The organism is Flavobacterium soyae, from assembly GCF_021245985.1.
GTDB classification, from domain to species: Bacteria; Bacteroidota; Bacteroidia; order Flavobacteriales; family Flavobacteriaceae; genus Flavobacterium; species Flavobacterium soyae.
The window spans coordinates 93997-113107 of the sequence record NZ_JAJQXA010000005.1 but is presented as its reverse complement, the minus strand read 5'-3'; the positions used below and the strand labels follow the sequence as shown (position 1 = coordinate 113107).

At 34.2% G+C, this 19111-nt stretch carries 8 protein-coding genes; 1 reads left to right on the top strand and 7 read right to left on the bottom strand.

Annotation, left to right across the window (positions count from 1 at the left end; translation table 11 throughout):
- Positions 1-21: 21 nt before the first annotated feature.
- The 3 genes from LUU93_RS08345 to LUU93_RS08335 all read right to left on the bottom strand — a co-directional run bounded on the left by LUU93_RS08345 (position 22) and on the right by LUU93_RS08335 (position 5085).
- Positions 22-1560, bottom strand: coding sequence for an alpha-N-arabinofuranosidase (locus tag LUU93_RS08345; RefSeq protein ID WP_232680250.1), 1539 nt, complete (start codon positions 1558-1560; stop codon positions 22-24).
- Positions 1561-1646: 86 nt separating this feature from the next.
- Entirely contained in the window at positions 1647-3242 is a 1596-nt protein-coding gene (locus LUU93_RS08340) for a GH39 family glycosyl hydrolase (protein WP_232680248.1), read from the bottom strand.
- A gap of 562 nt (positions 3243-3804) precedes the next feature.
- Positions 3805-5085, bottom strand: a complete 1281-nt coding sequence (locus LUU93_RS08335) for a family 8 glycosyl hydrolase (RefSeq protein ID WP_232680246.1) — start codon at positions 5083-5085, stop codon at positions 3805-3807.
- Between the two features lie 386 nt (positions 5086-5471).
- Here LUU93_RS08335 and LUU93_RS08330 point away from each other — a divergent pair, with 386 nt between their 5' ends.
- Complete coding sequence (locus LUU93_RS08330; RefSeq protein WP_232680244.1) at positions 5472-6941, top strand: MFS transporter; 1470 nt, start codon at positions 5472-5474, stop codon at positions 6939-6941.
- A gap of 265 nt (positions 6942-7206) precedes the next feature.
- Here the strand turns inward: LUU93_RS08330 and LUU93_RS08325 are convergent, their stop codons facing one another.
- The 4 genes from LUU93_RS08325 to xyl3A form a co-directional block, all read right to left on the bottom strand.
- Positions 7207-8700, bottom strand: coding sequence for a RagB/SusD family nutrient uptake outer membrane protein (locus LUU93_RS08325; RefSeq protein ID WP_232680242.1), 1494 nt, complete (start codon positions 8698-8700; stop codon positions 7207-7209).
- Between the two features lie 13 nt (positions 8701-8713).
- The gene (locus LUU93_RS08320) at positions 8714-11722 is read right to left on the bottom strand and encodes a SusC/RagA family TonB-linked outer membrane protein (RefSeq protein ID WP_232680239.1); all 3009 of its coding nucleotides are present in this window, start codon (positions 11720-11722) and stop codon (positions 8714-8716) included.
- Positions 11723-12277: 555 nt separating this feature from the next.
- Positions 12278-16408 carry a hybrid sensor histidine kinase/response regulator transcription factor gene (locus LUU93_RS08315; RefSeq protein WP_232680237.1) on the bottom strand — a complete coding sequence of 1377 codons (4131 nt, stop codon included), beginning with the start codon at positions 16406-16408 and terminating at the stop codon, positions 12278-12280.
- Positions 16409-16512: 104 nt separating this feature from the next.
- Positions 16513-19107, bottom strand: coding sequence for a xylan 1,4-beta-xylosidase (xyl3A, locus tag LUU93_RS08310; RefSeq protein WP_232680235.1), 2595 nt, complete (start codon positions 19105-19107; stop codon positions 16513-16515).
- Positions 19108-19111 lie beyond the last annotated feature (4 nt).

The following is a 19111-nucleotide window of genomic DNA, read 5'->3' as shown; positions in this document are numbered from 1 at the left end:
TTTATTCATCAATCTGCACTTTTATTTCCCTTCTAAAACTACAACAGAAAAAGGCGGGATCGTGACTTCTAAAATATCATTCTTTATAGAAAATTTATTAAAAATAACCGGAGCGATCTTGTCTGGATTCTCAAAAGTATTATAATCCTGAACTTTTGAAGAAGACAGTACTGATCCTTTAATGTTTTTGATTCCTAGTTCTTTTAAATCAATTTTAACTTTGTTTTCTTTCTTTAAATCAATATTCACAAGTGAAATATGAGTTAAACCTGCTTTATCTTTTGAAGCTGAAACAGAAACCGCCGGTAATTCTTTATTATCAAAAACATACTTTGGAGATTCAATTTTTAAAGGAATCAGCTGGGCATCCTGATGTACATTATACATTTTCATTACGTGATAAGTAGGCGTAAGTACCATTTTTTCTTTATCAGTCAAAATTACTGCCTGTAAAACGTTTACTATTTGAGCCAAATTTGCTCCCTTTACTCTATCGGCATGATTGTTAAACACATTAAGGGTTACACCAGCAATCATAGCGTCTCTCATAGTATTTTGCTGATATAATGCGCTTGCTCCTTCCTCGGTATCATACCATCCTCCCCACTCATCAACTATCAAGGCAACTTTCTTTTCCGGATCGTATTTATCCATAATTTCAGTATGTTTTTGAACCAGCTCTTCCATTTTAATGGCCGCTTTCATGGTCTCAAAATACTGGTTTTCATCAAATTTTACAGATGATCCTTTCTTTTCCCAATTGCTAACCGAGTACCAATGTAATGCGACAGCTTCTACTAATCCTTTAGGAATGTCACGCATTAAAACTTCTGTCCAGTGATAATCGTCGCCATTTGCACCCGAGGCTATCCTAAATAGCTTTTTATCCCCTTTTCCATCTGGCATAAAAGTAGCATACTGTCTGTATAAATTAGCATAAAATTCTGCCGTCATATTTCCGCCGCATCCCCACATTTCATTTCCAACTCCCCAAAGAGTGACTTTCCAAGGCTTTTCTCTGCCGTTTTTCTTTCTTAATTCTGACATTGGAGAGCCTGATTCATAATTTACGTACTGAACCCATTCTTCTAGTTCACGAGGAGATCCGCTGCCAACATTTCCTGCCAAATAAGGTTCTGCTCCCAGAACTTCGCACATATCTAAAAATTCATTAGTTCCAAAACTATTGTCTTCTACAGTTCCTCCCCACCAGCGATTTACAATACTTGGTCTGTCTTTTTTAGGGCCAATTCCATCTTTCCAATGATAAGTATCGGCAAAACATCCTCCAGGCCAGCGAAGATTAGGAACTTTTAAGTCTTTCAATGCTTTAATGATATCGTTACGAACACCTTTTGTATTCGAAATATTACTGTCTTCTCCCACAAAAAGCCCTCCGTAGATGCATTTTCCCAAATGTTCTGCAAAATGACCATAAATATGTTTATTGATGATGGTTTTATTTTCTGTTTTGACGATGGTTACCTCTACAGCTTTATTTTGCGAAGAAACATTCTGGAAAATAAAAGATATAAAGGTTAATAAAAAGAGCTTTTTCATATCTGAATTATTGGTTATTGGTTAGTATTTTGTAAAGTTTAAGAGCAAAATATTTTCTTTTTTAATATCTCTCGACAGAAGCTGTCTTATTGTTTCACAAGATTTAATAGGAAAACATCATTTTCATTTATGTCAAAATCTTTGCTGTAACTTCCGTTTGAACCAATTGTTATTTTTTCTGCTGTAATTGGTGAGCCGTCATTTAATTTTTTAAGCTTTTCAGCCTGTTCTCTGGTTAACTGGTTTGGTTTGCCCATAACCAGATAGTCTGCGTAAACATCATTTACTTTGTAACCTACTTTGTAAATTTCTAAATTATAATTTCCCTGCAGAAGATTTGTGATTTCGATTTTAACCCTGCCTTTTGGTTTTGACGGCAGATCTTTCAAATAATACGTTTGATTAAGTTCTTTATCACCAGGATGTGTATTAGTAAAATCCCAAAACAACACCTGAGTATCTCCGTTTGCCTTTTTACTTGCCCATGACATCGGGTCTGTATTTTTAAGTTCGGTCTCTCCTAATTTGTTCATTAAATAATAAGAGAAATAAGCCGGTTTTTTAATTCCCTGCGTATTTACCAATCCAAAACCTCCGTGAAAAGGTGTAAACCTGGGTCCGGCTTCTTCAAAAATATCTGTAAAAACCCAATATGACATAGAATTGGCAGCTGTTCCAATTTGTTTCATTTTTTGAAGAATATAGGCTGCAGAATGATAACTGTCGTGAATTGGGTCAGCAGGTGTATAAGATGTACTCCATTCTGTATAATGCAATTCCAGATTTGGTTTTGTTGAATTTGATATTTGTTTACGGGAATTTAAAACCTCACCGCTAACACTCCATTCATCCTTACTTAAAATTGTACCAGAAGTTCCATATTCATCTAAATAACCATGTTTAACACCATAACTATGGGTTGAAATAAAGTCTATTGGAACATTATTTTTTTCGCAAAACTCAATTGTTTCAGGAACCCAGGCCGCACCGGCAGTTGCGGGTCCTCCAACTTTAAAATCTTTGTTTACACTTTTAATACCTTGTGCAGCATATTTATAAAGTTTAAAATAGTCTTCCTGAGTACCTGTCCAGAATCCTGGCGATAAATTTGGTTCGTTCCAAACTTCAAAATACCATGATTTAACTTCATCAATACCATAACGTTCTGCAAAATGCAGCGTTAAATTATGAATTAAATCTTCCCATTTTTTATAATCTTTTGGAGGTGTTACATTTCCTCTCCACCAAAAAATAGTTTTATCACCGCTGGCAAGTCTTGACGGCATAAAACCCAGCTCTACAAAAGGTTTCATTTTAATACTTACAAGATAATCAAACAATACATCAATATATTGATAATTATAAATTGGATTTCCCTTGTCATCTTCGCTGTAAACAGCCATATCATCTGTTAATAAACCATGCATCCTAATGTACTTAAAATCACAATCTTTCTTAACCATGGCTAGTTGCTGCTGCCAATCGGCACGCAGTCCTTCATTTGCTCTTCCGGCACCAATACACTCCTTAAACATGGTATTTAATGCCCCTGCTTCATTCTTATAATCTATTTTTATAGTGCGGGTATCAGAAGTATTTTTTTTAGGCTTTGAATTTTGTCCAAACAATACAGCATTATTGAGAGACAACAGAATAATAAGTAGTAAAAAGGTTCTTTTCATTTTGTTTTTGGTTTAATAGTTAGGATTTTTTCAATCGCACAAAAAAATACTCTGAGAATAACATTTACATTTTTTTTTAGAATTGTTTTGCCTCCAAATCCTCTTAAACGCAATTTTAAACTATCAGCAGCATTTTAAATTACAACAGTTTATAGCAGTGTGCCTTGTTAAAAAAATTAAACTAGGGATATGCTGCCAGAGTTCCCTAGTTTAAAAGTAAAATTTAAATTAACCATCAATTTAAAAATTGCCATACTCAATATACATGCTCAGTGCATATTAAAGTTCTACCCTGTTTGTGCAATAAAAAAATATCATTGCAAATGTCCTTAAAACTTGATTTTAACATAGTGCCTATTTGTATCAAAGAACTAGCTCATTTGTTGCAATTGTCAAATTTAAATCTGGAGATACCTTTTATTTTTCCAAAAAAACCAGGGCAGCTTTGTAAAATACCGGAAGTTGTAACTGCCTTCTAATTTGCTGCAAAAAGTTAAAGCACCTTCTTGAAAACATCAAGAAAGTTAAAAAGGGGACTTGGTTATTTAATGGTTTTAAAAAACTATTTTATTTCCGGAACTATTATTTGATATTTTCCGCTGAGATGCATTAGACTAAAAAGATACATCAGCCCGTCATAGTAGGGATCAAAATAACCGTCTTCATAAGGCTCCAATTTGGCATTCCAGACAGCATGAACAAAATCCATACTTGCTTTATCTTTATTTACCAGCGATGCCGTAGCTGCAGTCGCCACTAACCCAATTGAATGTCTCAGTTTTTTTACCGGACCTGCCTGAAGAATAAAATCAGGAGTAGAACCATCCAGATTAAACTGATCTTGATAAGTATCTAATCCTTTTGATCTCAGGAAATTTTGAAATCTTTCAGCATAATCTTCCTGCCATTTTTTATCTTTTCCATACCACGTATAATCCATTGCAATATTCATAGGAACGCGCCAGGAATCATAACGAAATCCGGGCGGCATCCAGGGCGTTGGATGCGGTTCGCCGTTAAATTCGGTATAATCTGAATTTAACCCTGTTACAGGATGACAGGCTTTATGTAAAAAATTACGAGAAACATCTGCACATTCTTTATAAAACTGTTCATGGCCGTCTTTGGCATATAATGCCCAGATTTCGTAAAATGCAGGAACATGATAAGAAGGATCTGTCCAGTTGTAGCCGCCTCCTTCCGGTACAAAAGATATTTGCTTGTGTTCGGTATTTATAATATTATAGATATTTCCGGTACCATCTTTTTTCCACATGGCATCTAATATTCTTCTGGCTTCTTTGTAGTAATTTATTCCTGTATCATTGCCCCATTTGTTAGAAGCAAAAAGCAGACTGGTTATATAATATAATTCCCCATCTGAAGCAGAACCGGGAGAATTTTGTTTTTTGGTCTGCGGATTTACACTCCATGCAAAATAAGCTTCTCTTGATCCGTCCTGATGCTGCATGTATTTTACAGACCATCGCCAAAGACGATCAAAAACTTCTTTTTTATTGAGCTGAACAGCAGCCATCATTCCGTATGACATTCCTTCGGTACGGGCATCTTTATTTTTAACATCAGAAACATATCCTAACGAATCTCCTTCTTCAAAATATACTTTGTTTGGCCCTTCAAAAATATCATAGTAAGCTTTTGTTAATTTCTTATCAATATCAATTTGACTATAACCTGCTTCTTTGAAAAGATTGCGGTATTGAGGTTTATCTGCTTTCTTTTTGTTTTGACTAATAGCAAAAGCCGGAATAAGGGTAAAAACGATAATAAAAAGCCGGATTCTAACCAGATATTCATTTGTAATAATTTGATATACAGTCATATTTTCTGAGTTTATTTGTTAGTCTTTTATAATAATTTAAATATACGCAAAAACAACAAATACACAACTGGTTGCATAAAAATAATATCAATAAAAACAAGACATTAAAATAATATATACATTTTAATTTACAGTATTAAAACAACTGGTTGTGTTTTAAATTAATCATTTAATAGATTTACTGAAACTATCCCATGCTTCAAATATGTTAATATAGGCTTCAAAAATGATACACTTTTTTCAACTTTCAAGCTATTTTTACATTAAGCATTCTATATCAGATAGAATGAAAATGAAGTGTTGTTTTTTTATAGAAATACGCCTCAAAAATAATTTGCAATTAAATATGACAGGGTATAAACCCATTAAAGCAACCATTATAATTTATGAGCAATACATCGCAAAAGCTTTCTATACTAGAAAAAATGGGTTACGGTTTAGGTGATTTTGCAGCGAATTTGATTTTTCAGACTCTGCTGACTTTTTTAGCTTTCTTTTACACAGATGTTTATAAAATTCCTGCCGGAACAGCAAGCGTTATTATCTTTACCGGAGGTTTTATTGGTGCTTTTTTTAATATTATCATGGGAGTTATTGCTGACCGTACTCAAACCCGATGGGGAAAGTTTAGGCCTTGGATATTATGGACTGCCTTGCCTTTTGGAATTGCTGCTGTGCTTTCTTTTTTGACTCCGGGTTTTGGAATAACAGGTAAGATAACTTATGCATTGCTGACTTACTTTTTTTTAGTGCTGCTTTATTCTGCAAATAATTTACCGTATGTTGCTTTAAGCGGTGTTTTAACAGGTGATATGAAAGAACGAAACAGTCTTTCCTCCTATCGTTTTGTTGCTGTTATGATAGCACAATTTATAGTTCAGTCGCTTTTACTTCCATTTGTTTTAATTTTAGGAAATGGTGATAAAGCAGTTGGTTTTAAAAACACGATGTTACTATTTGCTTTTATTGGAGTAATTTGTCTTTTAGTTACTTTTTTTACTACCAAAGAAAGAATCATTCCTGCAAAAAATCAGGAATCTTCTGTAAAGCAGGATTTTATTGATTTATGCAAAAACGGTCCCTGGCTGGTTATGTTACTGGTTACTATTCTGGTATTTATAACTTTGTCTTTAAAGGGCGGTATGTACGTTTTTTACTTTAAATATTACTTAGATCCTGTGGCTCAGATCGTTTTTTTGAATGATATTGGTTTTACAGGCTTTATTGAAAGAATAAATAATTCATTAACAGCAATGGGATTTGTAGATTTTCAATGGCCTAAAGATGCTCCAACTTCTGCTTTTAGTCTTTTTAATGGCGGAGGGATTATTTTTATGATATTCGGAATCATGTTTTCAAAACCTCTTGCAGATTCATTTGGCAAAAGAAATATTTACATCACTTTCATTTTTTTATCTGCTCTGAGTTTACTCCTGTTTAATTTTTATAGCAGAACCGCAATTGCAATGGTTTTTTTGACTCAATTACTGCATGGATTTATTTACGGAGTAACTATTCCCTTATTGTGGGCTATGATTGCGGATGTGGCTGATTACAGCGAATGGAAAAATAACCGAAGAGCAACTGCTACTGTTTTTTCAGCTATGATTTTTGGATTAAAAATTGGCATAAGTATAGGCAGTGCTTTAGGTGCAGCTTTTTTATCTAAGTATGGTTATGTCGCCGAAGAAGTCAATCAGGTTCCGGCTGCTGTTGAAGGAATTAAACTTTCAATAAGTATTTATCCGGGCTTTATATTTATTATAAGTGCCATTCTATTATGTTTTAATGTAATAGATAAGAAAATGGAAATTCAAATTGAAACAGATTTGAAGGAAAGAAGAGATGGATTTTAGATTGTAGATTGTAGATTTTAGATTCCAGATTTTAGATTGCAGATTTTAGATTGCAGATTTTAGATTGCAGATTTTAGATTGCAGATTTTAGATTGTAGATTTTAGAATTCAGGTTTCAAGTTTCAAAATCTATAATCTACAATCTAAAATCTAAAATCTAAAATTAATTCTGTTCTTGCCAAAAAAATAAACAGCGCATTATAAATGCACTGTTTATCAAAAAAAATACTAACTTAACTTAACTCAAACTAACATAATTTAATCATTAATAACCCGGATTATTATCGCTTGGTTTTATATTGGGATTAGAAGATGTTTCTCTGTTAGGTATTGGCCATAACTCGCTCTTACCAGCGGTAAAGCCTGTTCCCTGCAATTCGGTATTTGCAATACCCCATCTTATAATATCATCAAAACGGCTTTGCTCACCTGCGAATTCTACTTTACGTTCGTGAATAATTGCAGTGAAAACAGCCTCTTTTGTCGGAGCAATTGCAGTTGTTAAACCTGCACGATCCCTAACTTCTTTTATAAAGGCTATAGCTGCTGTTTGTGAACCGCCTGCCCTTTGGTTTTCACATTCGGCTTTCATAAGCAGTACATCTGCGTAACGCATTACTTTGAAGTTAATACTTGAGCGAGTCGCTTCATCTTCTCTTATGTAATAGTTTTGATATTTTTTCCAGCCTGCTCTTCTAATACCTGCAGAGGTTGTAAAATTACTTGCCAGCATTACCTTCGTTCCTTTCAAATAGCTTGAACCCGGTACATAAAAAGTATCTCCAAAACGTTCATCACCTGCTTCATACGAATCTAACAAATCGTCTGACGGATACACATTATACCAGCTTAGGTTACCATATTCCTGTCCTCTAAGTGTAGACTCTTCAAAACCAGTTCCCTGGCTATCACCAACTGCACCCCATTGATCACCTGTTCCATTTTTCTCGTCAAACTCAATCTCAAAAATGGATTCTTTACCGTGTTCTGTTTCGGCCATAAAGTTGTTGTAAAAACTGCCTTTATCCTCCAGACTGAATCCTGTAACACTATTAAAAGCAACTAAAGCTTCGTCATATTTTTTTTCATATAACAATACTTTCCCCAGATAGGCATAAGCCGCTTCTTTATTAGCTCTTCCTGCTGCTTCTGTTGCTCTTGGCAAAAGATTTTGAGACGCAAATACAAGATCTTCTTCTATCAAGGCATAAACATCTGTTTTAGGGCTTCTTGCATTGCCGATAATAGTCCCTGTTTTATAAATTGGTAAATCTCCAAATCGTTTCACTAAAAGGAAATAATAATAGGCTCTTAAAAAATGAGCTTCTCCTAAATATTTGTTCTTTTTCTCTTGTGATAAAACAGAATTTGGAAGAGCATTTATTTTTGCCTCATTATCCAGTACAAAATTAGCTCTCGATATCCCTATGTAACAGGCTTCCCAATAATATTGAATAATATCATTTCCTCCATTAAAAGAAAAATCCTGAAAAGGTTTTTTATTTCCTTCTAATTGTGGGTTTCCTAAAGCATCATGAGCCATTAGATCCATTGCAAAAGAAAAATTTCTTCCATAAAGTCCTCTTGTCTGTAGACCCGCATAGGATGCATTTACAGATGACTGCACCTGTGATTCACTTTTAAAGAAAGTTTCAGGTGATAAAGTGTTGGGATTAGTTAATTCTAATTCACCAGTGTCACATGAAGTTATGGTTAAAACTCCGGACAGAACTATAAGTATATATTTTATTTTTTTCATTATCTTTTATATATTAAAATGTAACATCAAGTCCAAAAATCACAGATTTTGGCTGTGGATATCTTCCTAAATCAATACCTGCAGAATTTGCATTTGCATCTGCACGTCCAATCTCAGGGTCTAAACCGTCATATTTTGTAACTGTAATTAAGTTTTGCCCGCTTACATAAAATCTTATTTTTGAAAAATAAGCCTTAAATGCATCTCCGGAAAATGTGTATCCTAAGGCTATATTTTTTAGTCTTGTATACGATCCATCTTCAATATAACGCTGATTTGCAGACGACCAGTTGATATCTGCCCCTTGTGCCCTTGGTAAAGTAGCAGATGGATTTGTGACAACACCATTTACAACAATTGCTCTGTCTAATACAGCAGTACTGGCATTAAACAAACGATTCATCCCTTCCAGGTCAAAAGTATTTGCGTTGTAAATATCGTTTCCTTGAACTCCAGAAATAAAGCAGTTAAAGTCGAAATTTTTATAAGCCGCATTAAGGTTTAAACCGTAAGTAAAATCCGGATATGGATTTCCAATATTAGTTTTGTCATCAGAATTAATTATCTTATTACCATCGCGGTCAATAATTTTAATATCTCCTGGTTTAATAGTAGTTTGACCTGGTCCGAAAACGGCATCTACTTCTGCCTGGTTTTGATAAATTCCATTGGTTTGATATCCATAAAAATAGAATAACGGCTGGCCTACTTCTAGTCTCGAAAAGTTTTCAAGACCAGCTCTGGCCGATGGCCCGCCTAAAACACTGGTTACTCCCGGTGCTAAACCGGTTACTTCGTTTTTACTTGTTCCTAAATTAGCTATAGCAGACCATGTGAAATCTCCTTTTCTGTCATTGTAGCCTAGTGATACTTCAAATCCGCTTACTTTTACATCGGCAATATTTTGAATTTGAGTTCCGCCGCCAGCAGATCCTACAGAGGCAGGAAGAGGCACTGCAAAAAGAATATCACTGCTTTTATTGTTGAAATATTCAAAAGAACCTGTGAATTTTTCATCAAATAAACTAAAATCTAAACCTATATTTCTGTCTAGTTTTGACTCCCATTTCAAATCTGGGTTGGAAGCAACTCCTAAAGATACACCAGGTGCATTTGCTCCGCCAATTGGGTAATTATAATTTGCAATTAATGTTGCACTATATTGATAGTTATCTATTCTGTCATTTCCTGTTGTACCAGTACTGGCTCTAAGCTTTAATGTGCTGAAAATAGAATTTTCCATAAAACTTTCTTTTGCAATGTTCCAGCCTAAGGCAACTGAGTAGAAGTTACCCCAGCGGTTATTGGCACCAAAACGAGAGGAAGCGTCTCTTCTGCCGGAAACAGCAAGGAGATATTTCTCATTGTAATCATAATTGATACGGGCAATGTAACCAATGTTTTTTTCTACAAAATTGGCTGAACCTAAACTGCCTTCATTATATCGCAGCTGATCTATTTCGTTTGAAATACTATAACGGCTTCCTGCTGTTAAAGTTTGCGATTTTCCATCAATTTTAGTAATAACTCCTAATACTTCAATATTATGTTTTCCTGCAATAGTAGTTTTATACGTTAAACTATTATCAAATACAATAGTCTGACCTTGTCCATTTGTTTCATTTGTTGTAGAAAATGCTTGTTTATGATAAGAACCATCCTGAAAACTAGGAACAAAAGTATGGTCCTTACTTGTGTAATAATCTAAGGAGACCTGTGACCTGAATTTTAAGCCTTTGTAAATTTCCAATTCAGCAAAGATGTTTCCAATTATAGATAATCCGTTAATTTTTTGATAACCCAAATTGGCTACACGCACAGGGTTTTCTGCATCGTTACCATCAATAGCACTAGGTCCTTGATATCCGCCTAAATTATTTGCATTGTATATAGGGAAATAAGGTGCCATTTTAATAGAATGCTCTAATAATGTTCTACCTCCTGCACTACGCTCCGGATTGGTAGTGCTGAAAGATACTCCGATATTGCTTCCCACTTTAAGTTTTCCAATATCCTGCGTATTATTAGCTCTAAAAGAATAACGTTCAAAACCAGTGTTGACAATAGCGCCTTCTTGTTTCATGTATTCGGCAGAATAACGGCTTGTTGAAGTCTCTGTACCATTTGAAAAACTTAAATTATAATCCTGCATAAGACCAGTTTGAAAAATCTGATCCTGCCAATTGGTATTTATATTTCCAAATTCAGCAGCTCTTGCTGTTAAATCACTCCCTAAGTCTTTTGCATATTGCAGATATTGCTGTGTATTTAATACATCATATCTTTTTGTAACCGTTTGTCCGCCCACATAGGTACTGAAAGTTAACTGCCCCGGACCTTTTTTTCCTTTTTTTGTAGTAACTACAATAACCCCGTTAAAAGCTTTTGAGCCATATAAAGCGGTTGTTGAAGCATCTTTTAAAACTGATATACTATCAATATCATTAGGGCTTAAACCTGAAAGGTTACCTGCTAAAACGCCATCAATTACGTACAATGGAGCACTGTTACCCATTGTGGCTAAACCACGAATACTAACGGCAGGACTTGAACCCGGCGCACCATTTACAACAGTCACACCTGCTGCACGTCCTTGCAAAGCCGACTCAGCATTAGTAATAGGCACAGCAGCAATATCTTTTGAACTTACTGTTGAAATTGCTCCGGTTACCTTGGCTCTTTTTTGAGTACCATAAGCTATTACTACTTCATTTAAATTTTGTGTCGATTGCACTAATGTTACATCAATTATACTTCGACTCCCTACAGTAATAGTCTGCGAAATTAATCCTACATAAGAATATGTAATTTTATCTGTAGGGTTAACTCCTTTTAAAGAGTATTTACCGTCAAAATCTGTTGAGGCACTATTCTGCGTACCTTCTACATTAATACTGGCACCCGGCAGAGGAAACCCTGAGGGATCTGTAATCACCCCCTGTATGGTCTTTGACTGTGCCATCATATTATGACTGCTGATTATCAGCAATGTGATTATTGCATATTTTAATTTTAACATCATTTCAATTGGTTTTTTGATTAGTTTAAATAGTTATTTTGGTTGCAAAGTTTTAATTATTGCAATGCTTATTCTAAAATTTAAAAGTGGTTTTTATGCCTCTTAAATTTTAATAGAAATTAAGGATTCAATGCATCATTTGGTTTTCATTTCATATTGTAATTTTTAAAAAGATTAATACTTGTTTTTTTAGGTTATTTAATTTTTCTTACTTCCAAAAATATAAGCTTAACATAAATTTTGTCTATTAAAAATGATGCAAAAACTATCAATTTTGTAGCATGATAACTACAGAAACAGGCATATTGACGGTTTTTAAGTGATTTATCGAAAAAAACAGAAATAGGATTTTAATAATAATGTTGTTCCTTTTTTAAGCATGAAATAAAAAAAGGATTCAATTACAATTATTCAATAATTACTTAAAAAGGATTTTAAGTGTTAATTACTTTGATTTTTAATATTTAAGGCATTGAAAATCATAAATAAGAAGTCTATTTATTTGAACAAAAAAAAGACGGCATAAACCGTCTTTAAGTCTAATTCAAAATGAATAAATTATTTGCTGTGTGTAGGCAGCTGCCCGTATTTTTCTTTATAACATTTTGTAAAATAAGAAGGAGAACTAAAACCAACCTTAATACTGATTTCGGTTATATTGTCATTGCCCAGCTCTATTAATTCTTTTGCTTTTTCTAAACGAACATTCCGTATAAATTCATTTACAGAAACACCTGTTAATGTTTTAATTTTTCGATACAGCTGGCTTCTGCTTAAAAATACCTTTGATGCCAGAACCTCAACACTCAACTCATATTCATTGATATTTTCATTAATATAATTCAGGACATTTTTTATGAATTCGTTATCCAGTGTTGTAGTTTTTTCTTTTGCCTTTGGAGTAATGCCGTTATAGAATTTATTAAACATAATCTGCCTGCTTTTAAGCAGCTGCACTAAACTGGACCGTAAAATATCCATATCAAATGGTTTGCTCAGATACATATCGGCACCGGAATCTATTCCTTCTAATTTATCTTTGACTAATGCTTTTGCAGACAGCATCATTAACGGAATATGACTGGTTTTTAAATCTGCTTTAATGTTTTTGCATAACTCTAAACCATTCATAACAGGCATAATTACATCGGTCAAAATCAAATCAGGCTGTTTTTGCAAAGCTGCTTCTAAGCCAATCTGACCATTTTCTGCCGTAATTACTTTATATTCTTTTTTAAGTTCATTTTTTAAATAATTCCGTAATTCTACATTATCTTCAACAATCAAAATGGTATAAACACGATCTTTATGTTCCAGATCATCTGGTGATTGAACAGTTTTTTTTTCAATAGTTGGTGTAAAACTTAGTTTTTTCTCCTTTTTAAATTCTCCCTGCAGTATTTCATTTTCATTGAAGAAATCTTTCCCAATCGGGAATATCAATTTAAAAGTGGTTCCGGCTCCTAATGCACTTTTTACTTCAATAACCCCTTTGTGCAGTTCTACAAATCCGCGAACTACTTCTAAGCCTATCCCTGTGCTTCCGTAATACGCTTTATTTAAATTGTTTACCTGATAAAAACGGTCAAAGATTCGCTTAATGTCTTTTTTATCTAATCCCGCACCGGTGTCTTCAACAATAACCGAAAAAGAAGGATTACTATAGGCAGGTTTTAGTAATGGAAAATAAATTAATTCCTCATTGATTACTACTCTTATTGTTATTTTCCCATTATCCGGAGTAACCTTAAAAGCGTTTGAAATCACATTAAAAATAATTTTCTCAAACATTTTGGGATCTACCCAATCGTTTAATGTTTTTTTATCTGATTGAAATTGCAGCTCAATTCCGCGGCTTTGCGCTTCTTCATCAAAATAGCTTACAATTTCTTTTGTAAAACCAACTACCTCTAATTGCTGTACATTCAATGGCATTTTATTAAACTGAAGCTGATTAAAATCCATCAGCTCGTTGATTAATCTTGAAAGTCTGTCAGAACTTTTTTGAATTGTCTGCAGTTTATTCAAAACACCGCCTGAAAGTTCCTGTGTATTGTTCTTGAGTATATCTGCTAAAGGATTTAAAATTAAGGTAAGCGGTGTTCTAAACTCATGCGAAATATTGGTAAAGAATTGTAATTTTTTATCATTTAATTTTTCAATCTGAGCCGCTTTTTTCTGTTCAAATTGTATTAATTGTTTCTGTTTGAACCTATTTTGATAATATTGATTTCCAAAATAAATTGCCGCCAGCACTAACAGCGAATAAAAGAGATAAGCAAATGATGTTTTCCACCAGGGCGGCAAAATTTCAATTTTTAATTCTAATGGCTTCTGGCTCCATGCTCCGTTTTTTTCAGATGCCTTAACCTTAAAAATGTACTTTCCCGGAGCTAAGTTGGTATAAGCTGCAGAGCTTTTACTGCCCACATAATTCCACGAATCTTCAAAACCTTCTAAGTAATAAGCAAATTCATTTCTGGCGGGAAAAGAATAATTTATACCAATAAAATCAATTGTAAATACAGACTGATCATGTTTAAGTATTATTTTTTTTGTTTCTGATATTACTTTTATTAACGGCGAATTTTTTTCAAGCGGCTTTACTGATTTATTGAAAAGTTTCAGATCTGTAAAATAAATGGGAAGCTGTTTTTTGCTTTTTACCAAATTTTGAGGATTAAAACAATTTAAACCTTCGTAACCTCCAAAATACAGTATTCCGTTTTCATCTTTTAGAACCGAATTGTTATTAAAATCATTTCCAAGCAAACCGTCGTAAGTAGAGTAATTGACTGTTGTTTTGTTTTTTAAATCCAGTCTGCTGATTCCCTTTTTTCCGCTTAACCAAATTCGTCCGTCATTAGATTCTATAATTGAGGCTATTGATTTTTCATGAAGCCCATTAAAATTTATATACCATTTTAGAGCATCTGTTTTTTTATTGTAGCTGAACAATCCCGCCCCGTCTGTACCAATCCAGATTTCTTTGTTTTTGGCCTGATATAAAGTATTAATAGTGTGTATGCTTTTATGATTTTTGAGCTTTTCTGACATTTTATCGCGTAAAGAAGTCACAGAGAAAGTAACAAAATCCTTTGTACTGACTTTGTATAAACCCGTTGTTGAACCAACCCAAACAGCATCATCTGAATCTACCATTACTTTTCTAATGTCTAAATTCACCATTCCATTGGCATAAAATGGTTTCTGATTGCAATGATGAAAACGACCATCTGACGGAGTATAATAGTGTAGTCCTTTTGCAAAAGTTCCAATCCATATTACACCTCTTGAATCCTCGGCAATACTCATAATATTGTCTGAGGCTAAATCAGGAGTATTTTTTGTGTTGTAATTAATAAAGTTCCGGCTTCCTTTTTTCAAAAAAAAGATTCCCTCATTCCAGCTCGCCAGCCAGACATTTTGCTTTTTATCTATAAAAACTTTAGTAATGTTATTATTCGTTAATCCCGAATAAAATTGACTGTCAGACTTGGCAATATGTTTAAAGTTTTTGGTTTCCGGATTGTAAACATCTACGCCTCCGCCTTCCATAGAAATCCACAACTGACCTTCATGATCTTTGGCAATCCCGGTAACACAATTGGTTTGCAGTGACTGCGGATTTCCGGCTAAACTCTCAATTCCTATAATCTTATTGTTTATCCTGTCAAAAACACCTAAACCCTTATTATAATATCCCAGCCATATTCTTTTTTCTTTGTCTGCATATAACGACCAGACAGAATTAGAACCTAAACTGCGATTATTGAATTTACTGTTTTCATATTTTTTTTGAACAACACCTTGTTCGTTTACAATGATTAATCCGTCATTTTCTGTTGCGCAAAGAATAGTTTCGGTATCTACTGCCAGAATTGACATAATTCTTTTTCTGGTAATAGGATAAGTAACAGCCTGTTTTTCTTTAGAATATAAATTGGCTTTAACCAGACCTTTGTATCCGTTACCAATCCATAAGTTTTGTTTACTGTCAAAAAACATAGATATAATGGTGCCTGACAGTAATTCATTGTTTTTGGCAATTTTTACCTTTTTTACCTCATTTTTTATAGGATCAACTACTTTTAAACCAGAATTAGTTCCTAAATAAATGGTTCCTTTTTTATCCTTTACTAAACAATGGATCAAATAATTTACTGCATTTGGGGTGTCTAATTTAAGGCTTGTAATTTTCCTTGACTTCACATTCAGTTTTAGCAGGCCGTTGTTAAACGTTCCTAAAAAGAGATTGCCTTTATTGTCTTCAATGATACTTCTTACAGAAATTACAGTTTCTTTTTGGCTTTGTTTTCGAAGGTCGATATTCTCAAAAGTATCCAAATTCCGATTATAAAGACATAACCCTTCATCAGTACCTGTCCACAAGCGGTTCTGCGTATCTACATAAACAGTATAAATTAAATTGCTGTTAATAGAATTACTGCGTTTTGAGTCTTGCTCGTAACCCACATAATTTATTCCATCATATTTATATAAACCTGCACCATTTGTTCCCATCCACATAACGCCAAATTGATCTTGTGTGATGGTATAAATACCGCTTTTTGAAGTCTCTTTATCTACCAGACGAAATTGATAGTTTTCAAATGTATTTTGAGAAAACAAGCTGTTGATTATAAAAAACAAAATAGCAATGGCTCTAAAACATTTTTTTGAAGACATTATAAAATGATTATTAAATTAAAATTCAATTTTATATTGTTTTATAAAACACAATATTGGGGCTGTTTTATTTTGATAAAGAAATTTAAAATGCAATATTTAGTTTATTGAATATCCATTTTAATCATTTTTAAATCTTTAGTATCAGAACTGCTGCCATAATACACCTCGTATTCTCCAGAAGTAATATTCATTGTTCTGTTTTTAGCATCATAAAACTCAAATGAAGAAGCCGGTAAATTGATTGTTACATTTTGTTTTTCGCCAGATTTTAACTCAATTCGTTTAAATGCTTTTAATGTTTTTAACGGCCCGTCTGTGTCATTTAATTTTCGAACATAAACCTGAACAATCTCTGTTCCGTCGCGTTTGCTGCTGTTTTTTATTGAAAATTTTAGCTGCGTATCTTCATTAGATTTTATCTTGCTCTTGCTTAAATTCCCTGCTCCAATATCGAATTTAGAGTAGCTTAAGCCAAAACCAAACGGAAACAAAACATCGGTTGTATAGCGGTAAGTTCTTCCTTTCAGCGAATAATCTTCGAAGTCGCCTAATTTATCTGAGTTTTTATAAAATGAAACGGGCAGTTTTCCCGCAGGGTTATAATCTCCAAAAAGAACATCGGCCACAGCCTGACCACCAGATTCTCCCGGATACCAAGCCTGCAAGATAGCGTCGCAGCTTTCTGTTTCAGGTGTTAAAGCAATGGCAGATCCTGAACAGTTTACAAAAATTACTTTTTTACCAGCTGCTTTAAGTTCTTTTAAACATTTTCTTTGTACGGCAGGAAGTTCAATATTAGTTCGGTCGCCGCCTTTAAAACCTGGAAAGGAAACCGGCATTTCTTCTCCTTCCAGTAAAGTCGAAAGTCCGCCTGCAAAAATTACGGTATCTATGCCTTTTAATTTTTGAATCAGGGTTTTGAAATCAATATCAAACTCTTTTCCAAAATCAAATTCTAAATTAGCCTGCCAATTGTTGGATTGAGCAAAAAGAATTTCGATTTTATATTTTCTGCCTGCTTCAACTGCAAACGGAATTTTGCCGGGAACAATGCGCCAGTTGGTATATTTTGCTATAGATTTACCATCAACAAATAATTCAAAAGCTCCGGCAGCTCCGGTTTTAAAAACAAGAGTATCGGTTTCTTTCGCTGTAAATTCGGTTTCGTATTTTGCCGAAAATCCTTCTAGTTTAACTCCCGAAGCAAATTCATGCTGACCTGCAGTGGTCATTTTTATAGGATTTAAAATTTGCTGCGAAACAACACTATTCCCTTCTCTATTAGGATTGTTCCAATAGGTGGCTTTCATTCCTTTTTTCCCATCAAAGGAGAATTGATCAAAATAAGTATCCGTTACTTTATCCTCGACTAAATCGCAGGATTTATCGTATAGGACTTTATTTTCAGTAAGTTTTCCTTCAATTCCTTTTTTAATGGTAATGGTTTTATTGGGTGTTCCGTTATAATTTCCCCATAACATAGGTTCATTATCTGCATTTGGACCTATAACGGCCACTTTATTTATGCTTTTGTTTAATGGAAGTATATTGTTTTTATTTTGTAAAAGCGTCATTGACTTTTGTGCCATTTCCAGTGCTAACTGCTGATGTTCTTTACTGTTAAGCACCGTTGCCGGAATCTGAGTCCAGGGCACAATCGAGTCATCATCCATTTCGCCCAAATCAAAACGGCCAATTAAAACACGAAGCAGACTTTTATTGATTTCTTCTTCTTTAATTAAATCTTTCTCAACGGCTTCGGGCAATTTTTTAAAGGGGTATTTATCCCAGACACATTCTACATCAGTTCCTGCCAGTACGGCTTTTGATGCGGCATGTACATCATCTGATGAAACTTTATGGGTGGTATAAAAATCAGTAACTGCACCGCAATCTGAAACTACCAGATATTGAAATCCCCAATCATCTCGAAGAATACGCTGTAAAAGTCTTGTATTGCTGCAGCAAGGTTCGTCGTCTAAACGCTGGTATGCACACATTACCTGACGAACATCGGCTTCCTGAACCAATGCTTTAAATGCCGGAAGATAGGTTTCGTATAATTCACGCGGATTTACATTATTCAAATTCAATTCATGTCTGCTCCATTCAGGGCCGGAATGAACGGCAAAATGTTTCGCACAGGCCAAAAGCTTACGATATTTTGCATCAGCTGGTCCCTGAAGTCCTTTTACAACCGAAATTCCCATTCGTGAAGTAAGATAAGGATCTTCTCCATACGTTTCTTGTCCGCGCCCCCAGCGCGGGTCCCTAAAAATATTGACATTTGGCGTCCAGACTGAAAGGCTTAAAAAACGTTTATTTTCATTTCCGTTTTGAATCCATTGGTTGTATTTTGCACGGCCTTCATCAGAAACTGCATCAAATACACGAAAAACCAATTGATCGTCAAACGAAGCTGCCATCCCTATGGGTTCAGGAAAAACAGTAACATTATCATTATTAGCATAACCGTGCAATGCTTCACTCCACCAGTTAAACTTTTTGATTCCCAATCTTGGTACAGCGTCACTCTGATCGCACATTAATGCTGCTTTTTCTTCGAGCGTTAATCGGGAAATTAAATCTTCTGCACGCTTTTTAGAACTTAGCGACGGATCTTTATAAGGATATTGCTGTGCGTTTAAATTGAAAAAGCATACTAAACTTAAAAGATATAGATAATTATTTTTCATGTTT

What these genes read in the sequence shown, in the direction of transcription:
- LUU93_RS08315 (WP_232680237.1), bottom strand. Translation starts at nt 16,408, where the DNA reads ATGTCTTCAAAAAAATGTTTTAGAGCCATTGCTATTTTGTTTTTTATA.
- xyl3A (WP_232680235.1), bottom strand. Translation starts at nt 19,107, where the DNA reads ATGAAAAATAATTATCTATATCTTTTAAGTTTAGTATGCTTTTTCAAT.
- LUU93_RS08345 (WP_232680250.1), bottom strand. Translation starts at nt 1,560, where the DNA reads ATGAAAAAGCTCTTTTTATTAACCTTTATATCTTTTATTTTCCAGAAT.
- LUU93_RS08325 (WP_232680242.1), bottom strand. Translation starts at nt 8,700, where the DNA reads ATGAAAAAAATAAAATATATACTTATAGTTCTGTCCGGAGTTTTAACC.
- LUU93_RS08320 (WP_232680239.1), bottom strand. Translation starts at nt 11,722, where the DNA reads ATGATGTTAAAATTAAAATATGCAATAATCACATTGCTGATAATCAGC.
- LUU93_RS08330 (WP_232680244.1), top strand. Translation starts at nt 5,472, where the DNA reads ATGAGCAATACATCGCAAAAGCTTTCTATACTAGAAAAAATGGGTTAC.
- LUU93_RS08335 (WP_232680246.1), bottom strand. Translation starts at nt 5,085, where the DNA reads ATGACTGTATATCAAATTATTACAAATGAATATCTGGTTAGAATCCGG.
- LUU93_RS08340 (WP_232680248.1), bottom strand. Translation starts at nt 3,242, where the DNA reads ATGAAAAGAACCTTTTTACTACTTATTATTCTGTTGTCTCTCAATAAT.